Annotated in this window: 18 protein-coding genes; 6 read left to right on the forward strand and 12 right to left on the reverse strand. The window is 51.1% G+C overall.

The annotated features are described in order from the left end of the window. Window positions 1-328: 328 nt before the first annotated feature. The 3 genes from ackA (at window position 329) to yfcC (ending at window position 5,460) form a co-directional block, all read left to right on the forward strand. Window positions 329-1,531: an acetate kinase gene (gene ackA / locus QUE34_RS13715; RefSeq protein WP_000095712.1), complete on the forward strand. Its 1,203-nt coding sequence runs from the start codon at window positions 329-331 to the stop codon at window positions 1,529-1,531. Window positions 1,532-1,605: 74 nt separating this feature from the next. After that, window positions 1,606-3,750, forward strand: coding sequence for a phosphate acetyltransferase (gene pta, locus QUE34_RS13720; protein ID WP_000086716.1), 2,145 nt, complete (start codon window positions 1,606-1,608; stop codon window positions 3,748-3,750). A 189-nt stretch (window positions 3,751-3,939) separates the two neighbouring features. Further along, window positions 3,940-5,460, forward strand: coding sequence for a putative basic amino acid antiporter YfcC (gene yfcC, locus QUE34_RS13725; protein ID WP_001274485.1), 1,521 nt, complete (start codon window positions 3,940-3,942; stop codon window positions 5,458-5,460). 32 nt (window positions 5,461-5,492) lie between these two features. On the opposite strand, the gene yfcD is transcribed toward yfcC, so the two are convergent. From yfcD to yfcF, 3 genes are read right to left on the reverse strand one after another with little or no spacing between them, the layout of a single operon-like run. After that, window positions 5,493-6,035, reverse strand: coding sequence for an NUDIX hydrolase YfcD (yfcD, locus tag QUE34_RS13730; protein WP_000437935.1), 543 nt, complete (start codon window positions 6,033-6,035; stop codon window positions 5,493-5,495). Window positions 6,036-6,092: 57 nt separating this feature from the next. Further along, entirely contained in the window at window positions 6,093-6,644 is a 552-nt protein-coding gene (gene yfcE, locus QUE34_RS13735; protein WP_000772452.1) for a phosphodiesterase, read from the reverse strand. 55 nt (window positions 6,645-6,699) lie between these two features. Then, window positions 6,700-7,344: a glutathione transferase gene (yfcF, locus tag QUE34_RS13740; protein WP_032303444.1), complete on the reverse strand. Its 645-nt coding sequence runs from the start codon at window positions 7,342-7,344 to the stop codon at window positions 6,700-6,702. Window positions 7,345-7,482: 138 nt separating this feature from the next. Between yfcF and yfcG the strand changes: the two genes are divergently transcribed. Genes yfcG through QUE34_RS13755 form a run of 3 tightly spaced genes read left to right on the forward strand, consistent with a single transcriptional unit; the run spans window position 7,483 to window position 9,463 of the window. Beyond that, window positions 7,483-8,130 carry a GSH-dependent disulfide bond oxidoreductase gene (yfcG, locus tag QUE34_RS13745; RefSeq protein WP_032303445.1) on the forward strand — a complete coding sequence of 216 codons (648 nt, stop codon included), beginning with the start codon at window positions 7,483-7,485 and terminating at the stop codon, window positions 8,128-8,130. A gap of 56 nt (window positions 8,131-8,186) precedes the next feature. Then, window positions 8,187-8,549 carry a dihydroneopterin triphosphate 2'-epimerase gene (gene folX / locus QUE34_RS13750; protein WP_000068457.1) on the forward strand — a complete coding sequence of 121 codons (363 nt, stop codon included), beginning with the start codon at window positions 8,187-8,189 and terminating at the stop codon, window positions 8,547-8,549. 20 nt (window positions 8,550-8,569) lie between these two features. Next, the gene (locus QUE34_RS13755) at window positions 8,570-9,463 is read left to right on the forward strand and encodes a TIGR01777 family oxidoreductase (protein WP_032303446.1); all 894 of its coding nucleotides are present in this window, start codon (window positions 8,570-8,572) and stop codon (window positions 9,461-9,463) included. 47 nt (window positions 9,464-9,510) lie between these two features. Here QUE34_RS13755 and rpnB read toward each other — a convergent pair whose 3' ends face one another. The 9 genes from rpnB to cvpA form a co-directional block, all read right to left on the reverse strand. Continuing rightward, on the reverse strand, window positions 9,511-10,401 hold the full coding sequence (gene rpnB / locus QUE34_RS13760; protein WP_000156134.1) for a recombination-promoting nuclease RpnB: 891 nt from the start codon (window positions 10,399-10,401) through the stop codon (window positions 9,511-9,513). A gap of 195 nt (window positions 10,402-10,596) precedes the next feature. Then, entirely contained in the window at window positions 10,597-11,370 is a 774-nt protein-coding gene (gene hisP / locus QUE34_RS13765; protein ID WP_001293612.1) for a histidine ABC transporter ATP-binding protein HisP, read from the reverse strand. 7 nt (window positions 11,371-11,377) lie between these two features. After that, the gene (locus QUE34_RS13770; RefSeq protein ID WP_000569957.1) at window positions 11,378-12,094 is read right to left on the reverse strand and encodes an ABC transporter permease; all 717 of its coding nucleotides are present in this window, start codon (window positions 12,092-12,094) and stop codon (window positions 11,378-11,380) included. Then, entirely contained in the window at window positions 12,091-12,777 is a 687-nt protein-coding gene (gene hisQ, locus QUE34_RS13775; RefSeq protein ID WP_000965518.1) for a histidine ABC transporter permease HisQ, read from the reverse strand. Before hisQ ends, QUE34_RS13770 begins: the two co-directional genes overlap by 4 nt. A gap of 89 nt (window positions 12,778-12,866) precedes the next feature. Next, a complete protein-coding gene (hisJ, locus tag QUE34_RS13780) occupies window positions 12,867-13,649 on the reverse strand; it encodes a histidine ABC transporter substrate-binding protein HisJ (protein ID WP_000737621.1) in 783 nt (260 codons plus the stop codon). Between the two features lie 217 nt (window positions 13,650-13,866). Further along, the gene (gene argT, locus QUE34_RS13785; RefSeq protein WP_000748235.1) at window positions 13,867-14,649 is read right to left on the reverse strand and encodes a lysine/arginine/ornithine ABC transporter substrate-binding protein ArgT; all 783 of its coding nucleotides are present in this window, start codon (window positions 14,647-14,649) and stop codon (window positions 13,867-13,869) included. 264 nt (window positions 14,650-14,913) lie between these two features. Then, entirely contained in the window at window positions 14,914-15,483 is a 570-nt protein-coding gene (gene ubiX / locus QUE34_RS13790) for a flavin prenyltransferase UbiX (RefSeq protein ID WP_000825690.1), read from the reverse strand. Window positions 15,484-15,577: 94 nt separating this feature from the next. Next, entirely contained in the window at window positions 15,578-17,095 is a 1,518-nt protein-coding gene (gene purF / locus QUE34_RS13795) for an amidophosphoribosyltransferase (protein ID WP_000334213.1), read from the reverse strand. A 36-nt stretch (window positions 17,096-17,131) separates the two neighbouring features. After that, window positions 17,132-17,620 carry a colicin V production protein gene (gene cvpA / locus QUE34_RS13800; RefSeq protein ID WP_032184707.1) on the reverse strand — a complete coding sequence of 163 codons (489 nt, stop codon included), beginning with the start codon at window positions 17,618-17,620 and terminating at the stop codon, window positions 17,132-17,134. Between the last annotated feature and the right edge of the window lie 153 nt (window positions 17,621-17,773).

The raw sequence follows: 17,773 nt of genomic DNA on the forward strand, positions 1-17,773 counted from the left end.
CAACTTCACATATAAAGATTCAAAAATTTGTGCAAATTCACAACTCAGCGGGACAACGTTCAAAACATTTTGTCTTCCATACCCACTATCAGGTATCCTTTAGCAGCCTGAAGGCCTAAGTAGTACATATTCATTGAGTCGTCAAATTCATATACATTATGCCATTGGCTGAAAATTACGCAAAATGGCATAGACTCAAGATATTTCTTCCATCATGCAAAAAAAATTTGCAGTGCATGATGTTAATCATAAATGTCAGTGTCATCATGCGCTACGCTCTATGGCTCCCTGACGTTTTTTTAGCCACGTATCAATTATAGGTACTTCCATGTCGAGTAAGTTAGTACTGGTTCTGAACTGCGGTAGTTCTTCACTGAAATTTGCAATCATCGATGCAGTAAATGGTGAAGAGTACCTTTCTGGTTTAGCCGAATGTTTCCACCTGCCCGAAGCACGTATCAAATGGAAAATGGACGGCAATAAACAGGAAGCGGCTTTAGGTGCAGGCGCCGCTCACAGCGAAGCGCTCAACTTTATCGTTAATACTATTCTGGCACAAAAACCAGAACTGTCTGCGCAGCTGACCGCTATCGGTCACCGTATCGTACACGGCGGCGAAAAGTATACCAGCTCCGTAGTGATCGATGAGTCTGTTATTCAGGGTATCAAAGATGCAGCTTCTTTTGCACCGCTGCACAACCCGGCTCACCTGATCGGTATCGAAGAAGCACTGAAATCTTTCCCTCAGCTGAAAGACAAAAACGTTGCTGTATTTGACACCGCGTTCCACCAGACTATGCCGGAAGAGTCTTACCTCTACGCCCTGCCGTACAACCTGTACAAAGAGCACGGCATCCGTCGTTACGGCGCGCACGGCACCAGCCACTTCTATGTAACCCAGGAAGCGGCAAAAATGCTGAACAAACCGGTAGAAGAGCTGAACATCATCACCTGCCACCTGGGTAACGGTGGTTCCGTTTCTGCTATCCGCAACGGTAAATGCGTTGACACCTCTATGGGTCTGACCCCGCTGGAAGGTCTGGTAATGGGTACTCGCTCTGGCGATATCGATCCTGCGATCATCTTCCACCTGCACGACACTCTGGGCATGAGCGTTGACGCAATCAACAAAATGCTGACCAAAGAGTCTGGCCTGCTGGGTCTGACCGAAGTCACCAGCGACTGCCGTTATGTTGAAGACAACTACGCGACAAAAGAAGACGCGAAGCGCGCAATGGACGTTTACTGCCACCGTCTGGCGAAATACATCGGTGCCTACACCGCGCTGATGGATGGTCGTCTGGACGCTGTTGTATTCACCGGTGGTATCGGTGAAAATGCCGCGATGGTTCGTGAACTGTCTCTGGGCAAACTGGGCGTGCTGGGCTTTGAAGTTGATCATGAGCGCAACCTGGCTGCACGTTTCGGCAAATCTGGTTTCATCAACAAAGAAGGCACCCGCCCTGCTGTTGTGATTCCGACCAACGAAGAGCTGGTTATCGCGCAAGACGCCTGCCGCTTGACCGCCTGATTCCACACCGCCAGCTCAGCTGGCGGTGCTGTTTTGTAACCCGCCAAACCGGCGGTAACGAAAGAGGATAAACCGTGTCCCGTATTATTATGCTGATCCCTACCGGAACCAGCGTCGGTCTGACCAGCGTCAGCCTTGGCGTGATCCGTGCAATGGAACGCAAAGGCGTTCGTCTGAGCGTTTTCAAACCTATCGCTCAGCCGCGTACCGGTGGCGATGCGCCCGATCAGACCACGACTATCGTGCGTGCGAACTCTTCCACCACGACAGCCGCTGAACCGCTGAAAATGAGCTACGTTGAAGGTCTGCTTTCCAGCAATCAGAAAGATGTGCTGATGGAAGAGATCGTCGCGAACTACCACGCTAACACCAAAGACGCTGAAGTCGTTCTGGTTGAAGGTCTGGTCCCGACACGTAAGCATCAGTTTGCCCAGTCTCTGAACTACGAAATCGCTAAAACGCTGAACGCGGAAATCGTCTTCGTTATGTCTCAGGGCACTGACACCCCGGAACAGCTGAAAGAGCGTATCGAACTGACTCGCAACAGCTTCGGTGGTGCAAAAAACACCAACATCACTGGCGTTATCGTTAACAAACTGAACGCACCGGTTGATGAACAGGGTCGTACTCGCCCGGATCTGTCCGAGATTTTCGACGACTCTTCCAAAGCAAAAGTAAACAATGTTGATCCGGCGAAGCTGCAAGAATCCAGCCCGCTGCCGGTTCTCGGCGCGGTGCCGTGGAGCTTTGATCTGATCGCGACCCGTGCGATCGATATGGCTCGCCACCTGAACGCCACCATCATCAACGAAGGCGATATCAACACTCGTCGCGTGAAATCTGTCACTTTCTGCGCACGCAGCATTCCGCACATGCTGGAGCACTTCCGTGCCGGTTCTCTGCTGGTAACTTCCGCAGACCGTCCTGACGTACTGGTTGCAGCTTGCCTGGCTGCCATGAACGGCGTAGAAATCGGTGCCCTGCTGCTGACTGGCGGCTACGAAATGGACGCGCGCATTTCCAAACTGTGCGAGCGCGCTTTCGCTACCGGCCTGCCGGTATTTATGGTGAACACTAACACCTGGCAGACTTCTCTGAGCCTGCAGAGCTTCAACCTCGAAGTTCCGGTTGACGATCACGAGCGTATCGAGAAAGTTCAGGAATACGTTGCTAACTACATCAACGCTGACTGGATTGACTCTCTGACTGCCACCTCTGAGCGCAGCCGTCGTCTGTCTCCGCCAGCCTTCCGTTATCAGCTGACCGAACTGGCGCGCAAAGCGGGCAAACGTATCGTGCTGCCGGAAGGCGACGAACCGCGTACCGTTAAAGCAGCCGCTATCTGTGCTGAACGTGGTATCGCAACTTGCGTACTGCTGGGTAACCCGGCTGAGATCAACCGCGTTGCAGCATCTCAGGGCGTAGAACTGGGTGCTGGCATTGAAATTGTCGATCCAGAAGTGGTTCGCGAAAGCTATGTTGGCCGCCTGGTTGAACTGCGTAAGAACAAAGGCATGACCGAAACCGTTGCCCGCGAACAGCTGGAAGACAACGTGGTTCTCGGTACGCTGATGCTGGAACAGGATGAAGTTGACGGTCTGGTTTCCGGTGCTGTTCACACCACCGCAAACACCATTCGTCCGCCGCTGCAGCTGATCAAAACTGCACCGGGTAGCTCCCTGGTATCTTCCGTGTTCTTCATGCTGCTGCCGGAACAGGTTTACGTTTACGGTGACTGTGCGATCAACCCGGATCCGACCGCAGAACAGCTGGCAGAAATCGCGATTCAGTCCGCTGATTCCGCCGCGGCCTTCGGTATCGAACCGCGCGTTGCAATGCTCTCCTACTCCACCGGTACTTCTGGTGCAGGTAGCGACGTAGAGAAAGTTCGCGAAGCAACTCGTCTGGCGCAGGAAAAACGTCCTGACCTGATGATCGACGGTCCGCTGCAGTACGACGCTGCGGTAATGGCTGACGTTGCGAAATCCAAAGCGCCGAATTCTCCGGTTGCTGGTCGCGCTACCGTGTTCATCTTCCCGGATCTGAACACCGGTAACACCACTTACAAAGCGGTACAACGTTCTGCCGATCTGATCTCCATCGGGCCGATGCTGCAGGGTATGCGCAAGCCGGTTAACGATCTGTCCCGTGGCGCACTGGTTGACGATATCGTCTACACCATCGCGCTGACTGCGATTCAGTCTGCACAGCAGCAGTAATCTCGTCATCATCCGCAGCTTTGCGCTGCGGATACCTGAACCGGAAATAGTCACTATTTCCGGTTTTTTATTCTCTTAATTTGCATTAATCCTTTCTGATTATCTTGCTTAACTGCGCTGCATCAATGAATTGCGCCATCTCACTTTGCATACTTACCACTTTGTTTTGTGCAAGGGAATATCTGCGCTATGTCCGCAATCACTGAATCCAAACCAACCAGAAGATGGGCAATGCCCGATACGCTGGTGATTATCTTTTTTGTTGCTATTTTAACCAGCCTTGCCACCTGGGTAGTTCCGGTGGGGATGTTTGACAGTCAGGAAGTGCAGTATCAGGTTGATGGTCAAACAAAAACACGCAAAGTCGTAGATCCGCACTCATTTCGCATTCTGACTAACGAGGCGGGCGAACCTGAGTATCACCGCGTGCAACTGTTCTCGACGGGCGATGAACGCCCGGGCCTGATGAATTTCCCGTTTGAAGGATTAACCTCAGGATCGAAATACGGGACAGCCGTTGGCATCATCATGTTTATGCTGGTGATTGGCGGCGCGTTTGGCATCGTGATGCGTACAGGAACCATTGATAACGGCATCCTGGCACTTATTCGGCATACACGCGGGAATGAAATTCTCTTTATCCCTGCCTTGTTTATTCTCTTTTCACTTGGCGGCGCGGTATTTGGTATGGGGGAAGAGGCCGTCGCCTTTGCCATTATCATCGCACCGCTAATGGTCCGGCTGGGCTATGACAGTATTACCACCGTCCTGGTGACTTATATCGCCACGCAAATCGGTTTTGCCAGTTCGTGGATGAACCCGTTTTGTGTGGTTGTTGCTCAGGGGATCGCTGGTGTTCCGGTGCTTTCTGGCTCCGGTTTGCGCATCGTGGTATGGGTAATCTCTACTCTGATTGGTCTGGTCTTCACTATGGTGTACGCCTCGCGGGTGAAAAAGAATCCGCTGTTGTCACGCGTTCATGAGTCCGATCGTTTCTTCCGCGAAAAACAGGCGGATGTAGAACAGCGTCCATTTACCTTTGGTGACTGGCTGGTATTGATTGTTTTAACCGCCGTCATGATCTGGGTAATTTGGGGCGTTATCGTCAATGCCTGGTTTATTCCAGAAATAGCCAGCCAGTTCTTCACGATGGGGCTAGTAATTGGCATCATCGGCGTTGTTTTCCGCCTAAACGGTATGACGGTTAATACCATGGCTTCATCCTTCACCGAAGGGGCGCGAATGATGATCGCCCCTGCCCTACTGGTGGGTTTCGCCAAAGGGATTTTGTTGCTGGTCGGTAACGGTGAAGCGGGTGATGCCAGTGTGTTAAATACCATTCTAAACAGCATTGCCAATGCCATTAGCGGTCTGGATAACGCAGTTGCAGCCTGGTTTATGTTGCTCTTCCAGGCGGTATTTAATTTCTTCGTGACATCCGGTTCTGGTCAGGCGGCGTTAACCATGCCGTTACTGGCACCGCTTGGCGATCTGGTCGGTGTTAACCGTCAGGTTACCGTGCTGGCGTTCCAGTTTGGTGATGGCTTCAGTCACATCATTTACCCGACCTCAGCTTCGTTAATGGCAACGCTCGGTGTTTGTCGGGTGGACTTCCGTAACTGGCTGAAGGTGGGCGCGACACTGCTTGGACTGCTGTTTATTATGTCCAGCGTCGTGGTTATCGGCGCTCAGTTGATGGGCTACCACTAAAAATGTTAAGAGCCGCAATTGCGGCTCTTTTTTCATTCTGCCGTTTCAGTCTCTACGGCTTCATTTTTGGCATTGCGCTTCATCCACAACGCCAGCGCTTTCAGCGAGTCTGGAGTGAACTCATCGCAGCGTGCGGTGATTTCTTCCGGCGTCAGCCAGCAAACTTCACTGACTTCATCTTCCTGTAGGGCGAAGGGACCGTGCGAGACACAACTGAACAACGCGCCCCAGACACGGCAATTTTTATCTTCGAAATAGAACTGCCCGTGCTCGGCAAAGGGGACACCGGCAATGCCCAACTCTTCTTCCGCTTCGCGACGCGCTGACTCCAGCAGTTGCTCATCGGCCTGGACCACACCGCCTGCGGTCGCATCTAACATGCCGGGTAAAAAGTCTTTTGTCTCGGTACGACGCTGGACCAGAATTTTGCCCATGCCATCATGCACGACGATGTAAGTTGCACGATGACGCAGACACTGTGCCCGCATTTGTTCCCGGCTGGCTTGTGCAATGACTTCATTCTCTTCATTGACAATATCCACCCATTCAGTACTTGCCAAACGACGCTGTTCCATTATCAGGAAACCTTCTTTTTCTGGCGCTCTTACGGCGCATTTTGAGTTGTGGGTAAATTACGGATTAATCGCGACCTGCGCAATGATACTTTGATCATTGAGTGCGATTACACTCAGTACGTCATTATCCAGCATGCCATAACTCGCCGGATTACCGCCTTTCGGAATACTCACCGAGCCGGGGTTGAAGTGGAATATCTCCCCCCGCTGTTCTGCCACTGGCAGATGGGTATGACCGTACACCAGCACATCGTTCTGGTTTAAAGCGGGCAGATTTTCCGGACCAAATAGATGACCATGCGTCAAAAACAGACGTTGTTTTTCCAGTAATACCTGTTGCCACGGCGCGGTTATCGGGAAATGCAGCAGCATTTGGTCCACTTCGCTGTCGCAGTTGCCGCGCACAGCGATAACTTTATGTGCCACTTCATTAAGCCGTTCAGCGACTTTGGCTGGCGCGTAACCCTCCGGTAAAGCATTACGCGGGCCGTGATTCAACACGTCGCCAAGGATCACCAGCCACTGGGCACCGCTTTGGGCAAACAACTCCAGAACACGTTCCGTCGCCGGTAACGACCCATGAATGTCCGATGCAAACATCAGTTTCATCACTCACTCCTCGTCGAAAAAACGTAAGCTATGATACTGGATTCTGCCATTGCTATCAGCCAGATTGCTTCGCCGAAAGTGCAATAAAACGCTGGACAGACGCTCGCTGCCACTGGAATGTTGCATAATCCACCAGGCGTTCTGGCACCTCATCGCCATGTAGTACCAGGCGGTTAATCATTAGCGCCAGATCAGTATCAGCAATGCACCATTCACCAAATAAATTCGGCTGACCCAGTGCTAACAAATGTTCTGCCATCGCGAACAGTTTCTCTGCACTGGCTTTTCCCTGCGCCGTCAGTGGCGCTTTTTTCGCACCCGCAAAGACAACGTCCGTAGGGCGCTCTTCGCGGATGGGCATCAGATCGCTGCGCAGCCAGGCCTGAATCTGTCGTGCACGCGCACGATTTTCTAAATCAAGCGGATAAATGCGTTCCCAGGTCGGTGGCGCAAATCGATCTTCCAGATACTCCGCAATGGCAGAAGATTCACTCAACTCAAAATCATCGATTTGTAATAACGGCACACGGCGTGTCTGACCGTAACCTTGCCACGTCGGCTGCAAATGTTCACCGCTGTCGAGGTCGATGGTCTTGATATGAAACGACAGGCCTTTTTCCTGCAACGCCACCCAGGCGGATAACACATAAGGGGAGAAAAAATGGGCATCTGACCAAAGCGTGATAGCGGGTTTACTCATTATGTCCTCGGCAATAAAGGGGGGGGCTAACTATCAAACTATAGAGCCTTTTTGTCACTGTCACGTGACGAATACTCACGCAAGTCGCCGCGCTTTCTATACTTGTGGTGTTCAGATGATTAGACAACCGGAGCTGCAATGATCGATCTCTATTTCGCCCCGACGCCAAATGGTCACAAAATTACGTTGTTTCTCGAAGAAGCAGGACTGGATTATCGCTTGATTAAGGTAGACCTGGGGAAAGGTGGCCAGTTTCGCCCGGAATTTTTGCGCATTTCGCCTAACAACAAAATTCCGGCAATTGTTGATCATTCCCCAGCCGATGGCGGCGAACCGTTAAGCCTCTTTGAGTCCGGGGCCATATTGTTGTATCTGGCGGAGAAAACGGGACTCTTTTTGAGTCATGAAATGCGTGAACGCGCCACCACATTACAGTGGCTATTCTGGCAGGTAGGCGGGCTGGGGCCGATGCTTGGGCAAAATCATCATTTTAATCACGCTGCACCACAAACCATTCCTTACGCTATTGAACGTTATCAGGTTGAAACTCAGCGTCTGTATCACGTGCTGAACAAGCGGCTGGAAAACTCGCCCTGGTTGGGCGGAGAAAACTACAGCATTGCGGATATTGCCTGCTGGCCGTGGGTTAATGCCTGGACTCGCCAGCGCATTGACCTCGCAATGTATCCTGCAGTTAAGAACTGGCATGAGCGGATCCGTTCGCGCCCTGCCACCGTGCAGGCACTGCTAAAATCACAACTCGGTGATGAGTGTTCGGATAGTTAACAGAAACAGGTTCTCGTGTATTATTTAATCCTAAGTAAAACAACGGAGAACCTGCAATGGCACAACCTGCCGCTATTATTCGTATAAAGAACCTTCGTTTACGTACGTTTATCGGAATTAAGGAAGAAGAAATTAACAACCGTCAGGATATAGTTATCAACGTGACGATCCACTACCCCGCCGATAAAGCGCGCACCAGCGAAGATATCAACGATGCGCTGAATTATCGCACCGTAACGAAAAACATTATTCAGCACGTAGAGAATAACCGTTTCTCTTTGCTGGAGAAATTAACTCAGGATGTGCTCGATATCGCACGTGAACATCACTGGGTAACGTATGCTGAAGTAGAGATCGATAAACTGCACGCGCTGCGCTACGCTGATTCGGTATCCATGACCTTAAGCTGGCAGCGTTAACCGCCATATCGGGAGGCTGCATGAACATAGTGATCACCGGAGGGACGGGATTAATTGGTCGCCATTTGATTCCGCGTTTGCTGGAGCTGGGCCATCAAATCACGGTAGTGACGCGTAACCCGCAGAAAGCCAGCTCCGTTATCGGCCCCCGGGTGACACTATGGCAAGGGCTTGCCGATCAAAGTAACCTCAACGGCGTTGATGCGGTAATCAACCTGGCCGGAGAACCGATTGCTGATAAACGCTGGACTCACGAGCAAAAAGAGCGTCTCTGCCAAAGCCGCTGGAATATTACGCAAAAACTGGTCGATTTGATTAATGCCAGCGACACGCCGCCGTCGGTACTCATTTCCGGTTCGGCAACGGGCTATTATGGCGACTTAGGTGAAGTGGTGGTTACTGAAGAGGAACCGCCGCATAACGAATTTACCCACAAACTCTGCGCTCGTTGGGAAGAGATTGCCTGTCGGGCGCAAAGCGACAAAACACGTGTGTGCCTGCTGCGTACCGGCGTGGTGCTTGCACCGGACGGCGGGATCCTCGGTAAAATGCTGCCGCCGTTTCGTCTTGGCCTGGGCGGGCCGATTGGCTTTGGTCGGCAGTATCTGGCCTGGATTCATATCGATGATATGGTCAACGGTATTCTCTGGCTGCTGGATAACGAGCTACGCGGGTCGTTTAATATGGTTTCGCCCTACCCGGTACGCAATGAACAATTTGCCCATGCGCTCGGTCATGCACTGCATCGTCCGGCCATTTTGCGCGTCCCCGCGACCGCCATTCGGCTGTTAATGGGCGAATCTTCAGTACTGGTATTAGGTGGACAACGGGCTTTGCCCAAAAGGCTGGAAGAAGCGGGTTTTGCGTTTCGCTGGTACGATTTAGAAGAGGCGCTGGCGGATGTTGTTCACTGATGTGGTGTACTGCAAACATCCGCCAGTTAATTCCCGGTGTTACAGGATTAGTGGCTTTGCGCGATAAGATCGTCTGCCGAAAGTCGGGTCACCATCAGAACTAATTCTCTGTCTAAACCTCTCTCCAGCATCTCCTGAGCAATACGCAGAGCTTCTTCGTGTTTGCCCTGCATTGCGCCTTCTTCACGTAATCTGTCAGCAATGGTCATCAGTTTCTCCTTTTCTTGTGGTGCGCGTTCTGTTATCTCACCAATAAATGCACGGAAACGCTGGGCATCTCCCGTTTGTAATACGTAATTAAACAGGGCTTTTAGCTGTCTGTCATTAGTGTTCCCTGTAACTAGCAGCGAAACAATTTGGTCGACTAATCCCAACAGATCGCGCTGACGAATATGTTTCTGAATTAACTCCAACAGCGCCATTTTGCGATGTTGCATAATCTCGTCATCCGGCACCACGGTAATATCCACCAGCGGAAAAGCCGATGAATATATTGTGCGGGCTATCGCAGGCTCGGCAAATTCATCAAGCCAGCAGAGTGAATAAGGATAAGGACTTCTGCAACCATGATAAAACAGCATTGGGATCACCAATGGAAGCTCTTTATAGCCTGCATCCAGATGGTTTTGCATCGCCGCGATGGAATAGCGCATCATGCGAAAAGCCATTAATTCCTCCGGCTTACTTTGGTGCTCTATCACCACATAAATATAACCCGCTCCCTCCTGCGTTTTCACAGACCACAAGAGGTCGGAATAATATTGCCGCAGATCTTCATCAATAAAACTGTTTGGTTCCAGTTTGAGCGTCGTTAAATCACACAGTTTGCGCAGCGGCGCGGGAAGATGAATATCAATAAAATCCCGCGCGGTGTCTGGATGGCGTAAAAAAGATTTAAATACCGCATCATGCGGCGTGGAAGTTGTCGATATTGTCATGGCGTTCCGTCACCCCTCAAATTTAAGATGACGCGACAATAACCACGATTTACACCCAATGCAGCAGGCAGTTTTTATCTTTGGACAGCGAATTCAGAAGTATTTTTAGCGGACTGCAACTTTTACATTTCAGCGGAAGCGGACTCGCAAATTCCCCATGAAATACTCCGGCAGCGTTAGCCACCGGAGAGGGAATTATTTCAGCGAACCTTTAAGGAACTGTTGCAGACGAGGACTTTGCGGGTTACCGAATAACTGTTCTGGCGCGCCCTCTTCCTCTATTTTCCCCTGATGGAGAAAAATGACGTGAGTAGAAACATGGCGAGCAAAGCCCATTTCGTGAGTCACCACCACCATGGTTTTTCCCTCTTCTGCCAGTTGCTGCATAATACGCAGCACTTCGCCTACCAGTTCAGGATCGAGCGCCGAGGTAGGTTCATCAAACAGTAAAACTTCCGGTTCCATCGCCAGCGCCCGCGCGATGGAAACACGCTGTTGCTGACCACCGGACAGATGCACCGGGTATTTCCCCTGCGCACGTTCGTCTATCCCGACTTTCGCCAGATACTTCACCGCCCGCTCGCGCGCTTCCTGCTTGCTCAGGCCTAACACCTGAATCGGCGCTTCCATGACGTTTTCCAGCACCGTCATATGGCTCCAGAGATTGAAGTGCTGGAATACCATCGTCAGGCGTGTGCGCAGTAAGCGCAGCTGATTTTTATCGGCGACTTTGAGTTGACCGTCTTTATCGCGCACCAGATTGATCGTCTGGCCGTTAACGACGATCGATCCTTCGCTCGGTTTTTCGAGGAAGTTAATGCAGCGCAGAAAGGTACTTTTCCCCGATCCCGACGAACCGATGATACTTATGACATCACCGGCATTCGCTTGCAGTGAGACCCCTTTCAGCACTTCGTGTTCGCCGTAGCGTTTGTGCAAATCGATAACGTTTAATTTATTCTCGGACATCGTATTCTCAGTGCGTTGAAGAAGGTTTCACATGCTGCAACCAGCGTTTTTCCGCTTTGCGGAACAGACTGATCAGGACATAAGAGATGATTAAATAGAGCACCGCGGCGATACCGAAAGCGGTAAAAGGTTGATACGTGGCGGCGTTAATATCACGGGCTATTTTCAGCAGATCCGGCACCGTGGCCGTAAACGCCAGCGCAGTAGAGTGCAGCATCAGGATTACTTCATTACTGTAGGCCGGTAACGCAATACGCAGCGCTGAAGGCAAAATAATGCAGCGATACATTTTAAAGGTCGAAAAGCCATAGGCTCTGGCGGCTTCAATTTCTCCGTGCGGTACCGAACGGATTGCTCCGGCAAAAATCTCGGTGGTGTAAGCACAGGTGTTAAGCGTCAGCGCCAGCACAGTACAATTCAGGCCACTGCGGAAAAAGGCGTTAAGGAACTCGGTACCCTTAACAATCTCCAGCGTGTACATGCCGGAATAGAACACCAGCAATTGAACATACAGCGGTGTACCGCGAAAAATATAAGTAAATAACCAGATTGGAAACTGGATGTATTTATTGCTGGAGACGCGACCAATCGCCAGAAACAGCGCCAGAACTCCACCTATCACAACCGACAAAATCAGCAACCAAAGGGTAATCGCCACACCGGTAAAGCGATAACCGTCGGTCCACAACAGCGGTTTCCAGTATTCATGTAAGATTTCGATCACAGGTCAGCCCTCTTCACACCCACGGAGTAGCGGCGCTCAAGGAACAGCAGCACACCATTGGAAACGGTGGTGAAAACCAGATAAATCACGCCACAGACGATGGCGAAATAGAACGGTTCCCAGGTACTTTTGCCTGCCAGTTGCGTGGCTTTGACCACATCTTCCAGGCCGAGTAACGAAACCAAAGCGGTAGATTTGAGAATCACCTGCCAGTTGTTGCCAATGCCTGGCAGGGCGTAACGCATCATCGCCGGAAACATGATCCGCCGAAACACTTGCCCACGAGTAAAACCGAACGCCGTCGCCGCCTCTATATGCCCTTTCGGCACAGCCATAAACGCGCCACGGAACGTTTCGGTAAAATAAGCACCGTAGATAAAACCGAGAGTAATAATACCAGCGACCATCGGATCGATATCAATCTGCCCGACGCCCATCGCCTCCGTCACCGTGTTTAGTGCAATCTGCAAACCGTAGAAAATCAGCAGCATCAACACCAAGTCCGGCACGCCACGAATCAGCGTGGTGTAGCCTTCGAAAATAAGGCCCGAAAGCCGATTTTGCGAGAGCTTACCGCCAGCGCCAATTAAACCGATGATTACAGCGAGCACTACAGAGCTGATAGCCAGCTCCAGCGTGACGAGCGCACCCTGTAAAATAACACCTGAAAACCCATACAACATGCTGCCTGTCCTGTCGTGTGTGGTGAATTACCGCCTCTTGTCTCCCTCCGGTTACCCGAAGGGAGCGGGCTTTCTTTCACCGATGGCGATTAACCACCATAAACATCAAAATCGAAGTACTTTTTCGCTAATTTCTCGTAAGTACCGTCAGCGCGCATTTCGGCAAAGGCTTTGTTCAGTGCCTCGCGCAATTCGTTATCTTCTTTACGCAGACCCATGCCGGTCCCTACGCCAAACAGTTTTTCATCTTTAACAGACGGGCCACCGAATTTGTAATCTTTACCAACGGGTTGTTTGAGGAAACCTTCGCTGGCGGCGACCTCATCCTGGAATGCGGCATCAATACGTCCGGCAGTCAGGTCAGAATAAATGTTGTCCTGCCCCTGATAAGAGACGATTTCAATGCCTTTTGGTGCCCAGTGTTCGTTACCGAACGTCTCCTGGGTGGTGCCCTGCAATACGCCTACGCGCTTGCCTTTCAGCGACTCGACTGTCGGCTGAATATCGGAATTTTTCGCCACTACCAGACGAGAGTCGGCAGCGTACAGTTTGTCGGTGAAGGCAATTTCCTGCTGACGTTTTTCCGTAATGGAAAGCGATGACATGATGGCGTCAATCTTCTTCGCTTTTAAGGACGGGATTAACGCATCCAGCGGGTTTTCGACAAACGTACATTGCGTATTGATGCGTTTGCACAATTCCTTCGCCAGATCGATATCGAAGCCAACCAGTTCACCTTGTGAATTTTTTGATTCAAATGGCGCATAGGTCGGATCGGTACCGATGCGGATGTTTTGCGGAATCGCAGCAAACGCCGCCGTTGCGCTGGAGAAGGCCAGAACCAGAGAGAGCGATAGCACCAGTTTTTTCATAATGTCCTCAACTGACAGTCTTTTTATAGGGAATATTTACAGGTTTGTTACACTTATCGTGCCATAAAATTGACCATCAAGGCAAAATATCCCGCCCCGTTAGACGTATTATTTTTCATTAAAAATGCTTAAGTATGCATTTTAATGCACCACGATAGTGCAACAAACCTGGCGTGCACCATGATCATTCCATCAGGTACAGCTTCCCTGCGACGTATCAGTCACCGTAGACATTAAAGTCGAAATACTTTTTCGCCATCTTGTCGTAGGTGCCGTCCTGACGCAGCTCGCCAAGCGCCTTATTAAACGCAGCCGTCAGTTCAGCATCATCTTTACGTAGCCCGACACCGGTGCCGTCACCGAAGTATTTTTTGTCTTTCACTGAAGGGCCTGCAAAAGCGAAATCTTTACCGGCAGGTTGCTTGAGGAAACCTTCGCTGGCAGCAACCTCATCTTGCAGAGCGGCATCCAGGCGTCCTGCAGCCAGATCGGAATAGACCAAATCCTGGTTAGCATAGGCCACCACATCGACACCCTTACTGCGCCAGTTATCATTGGCATACGCTTCCTGGGTTGATCCCTGCAGCACACCCACATGTTTACCTTTCAGTGAATCCAGCGTTGGCTGAATCGGTGAACCTTTGGCAGCAATCAGACGAGAGTCTGCGGCGTACAGTTTGTCGGAGAAGGCAATCTCCTGCTGACGTTTATCGGTAATGGAAAGCGACGAAATAATGGCGTCGATCTTTTTCGCTTTCAGTGAGGGGATCAGCGCGTCAAAGTCACTGGCAACCCAGGTACATTTCACCTGCATCCGTTTGCACATCTCGTTACCGAGATCGATATCAAAGCCAACAAAGTCACCTTTGGCATCTTTCGATGAGAACGGTGCATAGGTGGTATCCGTTCCGATACGTACCGTCTCCGGCAGCGCCGCGTAGCTGGAAGCTGCTGCGGAAATCCCGACTAACAAAGACAGAGCGAGAATCGACTTCTTCATACATAACCCTCAAGTGAAATGGCTTTTTTATGTTGTGTATTGTGTTGTGTGTTTGCAGGCTCGTTCATGCAGGTCTTATGCCATCTTGACGACAACAGTAACATTCAACGTTAAATATGTTAACAAGACGTTGCATTATTGTCCTGAAGTTGAAGATAGCAGGTATAGCGGTTGAATCGCAGCGTTTCGATTGAATGGCAGAAACAAAATGTTGAGGATTTGATCGCGGTTGCAAAATTGCCCTGAAACAGGGCAACAGTGGAGTTATGCGCCCTGCCAGCGGGCAAAGAGATCTTCGGGTAGATTTATCGCAAACTGGTCAAGAACACGGTTAACCGTCTGATTTATAACATCATCAAGGGATTGCGGGCGATGATAAAATGCCGGAACGGGAGGCATAATTACCGCACCGATTTCCGCCGCCTGAGTCATTAAACGCAGGTGGCCTAAGTGCAGCGGTGTTTCACGCACGCAGAGCACCAGCGGGCGACGCTCTTTCAGCACCACATCTGCCGCACGGGTCAGTAAGCCATCCGTATAGCTATGCACAATGCCGGACAGGGTTTTGATTGAACAGGGTAAAATCACCATCCCCAACGTCTGGAAAGAACCAGAAGAGATGCTGGCGGCAATATCGCGCGCATCGTGCGTGACATCGGCTAATGCCTGCACATCACGCAGGGAGAAATCCGTTTCAAGGGATAAGGTCTGGCGCGCCGCCTGGCTCATTACCAGATGCGTTTCAACATCTGCGACATCACGCAGAACCTGTAATAAACGCACGCCATAAATCGCGCCGCTGGCACCGCTGATGCCTACAATGAGTCGTTTCATAAATAGTTGCCCTGTCAGACTTGCAGGCAGACTTTGCAGGATTTCGGCGGGAGTTGCAAGTCAGGGTGCCAGACCGGCACCCTGAGCGAAGGCATCATCCTTCGTTATGCATTTCGAGATTTTCCACTTCGTTCTGACGTTGCACTGCTTTGGCGTCGTCATTACGTAAAGTATCGAGAAAATCGAGGTAGCCCTGATCAACATCTTTGGTGACGTAGACGCCGTTGAACACCGAGCATTCAAACTGCTGGATATCCGGGTTTTCAGCGCGAACGGCTTCGATCAAATCGTTGAGGTCCTGGAAAATCAACCCGTCAGCACCGATGATCTGGCGAATTTCATCTACTTCGCGACCGTGAGCGATCAGTTCCGTGGCGCTCGGCATATCGATACCGTAAACGTTCGGGAAGCGAATTTCCGGTGCCGCTGAGGCGAGATACACTTTCTTCGCTCCGGCTTCGCGTGCCATCTCGATAATCTGCTCAGAAGTGGTGCCACGGACGATGGAGTCATCGACCAGCAGGACGTTTTTATCACGGAATTCAGCGCGGTTGGCGTTCAGTTTACGGCGCACGGACTTACGACGCAGCTGCTGACCCGGCATGATAAACGTGCGACCAACGTAGCGGTTTTTCACAAAGCCCTGACGATACGGTTTACCCAGAATACGGGCGATTTCCAGCGCGATATCACACGAGGTTTCCGGAATGGGGATCACCACGTCGATATCCAGATCTTCCCATTCACGAGCAATTTTCTCGCCCAGCTTGGTGCCCATATTCACACGTGCGCTGTAAACGGAAATTTTGTCGATGAACGAGTCCGGACGGGCAAAGTAAACATACTCGAACAGGCACGGATTGCTGACCGGGTTGTCAGCGCACTGACGGGTAAACAGCTGCCCTTCTTCAGTGATGTAAATCGCCTCGCCTGGGGCGACATCACGCAGGAACTCAAAGCCCAGGGTATCGAGCGCAACGCTTTCGGAAGCGACCATATATTCTGTGCGATTGTCGTCGATATCACGTTTCCCCAGTACCAGCGGACGAATACCGTTAGGATCGCGGAAAGCCACCATACCGTGGCCGATAATCATCGCCACACAGGCATACGCGCCGCGGATTAAGCGGTTTGTAGCGGCGATGGCGGCGAAGATGTTGTCGGCTTCCAGCGGGTAGTGGCGGAAGTTGTCCAGCTCGCTGGCGAAGATATTAAGCAGAATTTCCGAGTCGGAAGTGGTGTTGATGTGGCGGCGTTTTTCTTCAAACAGTTTTTTACGCAACTCATGAGCGTTGGTCAGATTGCCGTTGTGGGCAAGCGTGATGCCATACGGGGAGTTAACGTAAAACGGCTGCGCTTCAGAGGCGCTGGAGCTACCAGCCGTGGGGTAACGCACATGACCAATGCCCATATTGCCCTGCAAACGCTGCATATGGCGAGCTTCGAAGACATCGCTCACCAGCCCGTTCGCTTTACGCAAACGGAAGCAGTTATTGGCATCAATGGTGATGATGCCGGCGGCATCCTGACCGCGATGCTGAAGCACCGTTAAGGCATCATAAATCGACTGGTTAACCGGCATAACACCGGCGATACCGACAATACCGCACATACGTCTTTTTCCTCGTTAAGCCACATCTCAGAGCACTTACGCTCTGGGCAAGAAACTTGACGAGCTTTGCAGATAATCAAAAAACCATCTGATGATAAAACTGAACTGCGGGATCAGCTGTGATTTGCTCCAGTCTTCGCTTTTCGACACCCCGGTAAAGGAGTCGAGAAAGAAGAGAATGGCAGCAACAATCAACACACCGCGCAACGCACCGAAACAGACGCCCAGCACCCGGTCGGTGCCCGTCAGGTGGGTTTTCTCAACCAACTGACCTATCACGAAGTTCACGATAGCGCCAACGATCAGTGTCGCGATAAACAGTACCGCGATGGCAATCCCATTTCGAACCAGTTCGTCTTCAAAGCCCGTAAACCAGACTGACAGGTAAGTGTAGTAATGACTGGCGACAAAGAAAGCACAACCCCATGTCACCAGCGATAACGTTTCACGAACAAAGCCGCGGATCAGGCTAACCAGAGAGGAAAAAGCAATCACCGCGATTATGGCGTAATCAATCCAGACCATATGTGTCCCACGATTTTACGCCCTGTCATCCTGTTCGGGGCGCATTCTAACAGAAAAAGAAAACGTTTGCGTAGGGATTTCCTTCCCGCGCATCAATAAAAATGGCGCTGAAAATATATTCAACGCCATCGACTTTTCATGCCTTTGCGGCAT

Origin of the sequence: Escherichia sp. KS167_9B (genome assembly GCF_030295215.1) — a bacterium.
Taxonomy (GTDB): Bacteria; Pseudomonadota; Gammaproteobacteria; order Enterobacterales; family Enterobacteriaceae; genus Escherichia; species Escherichia coli_F.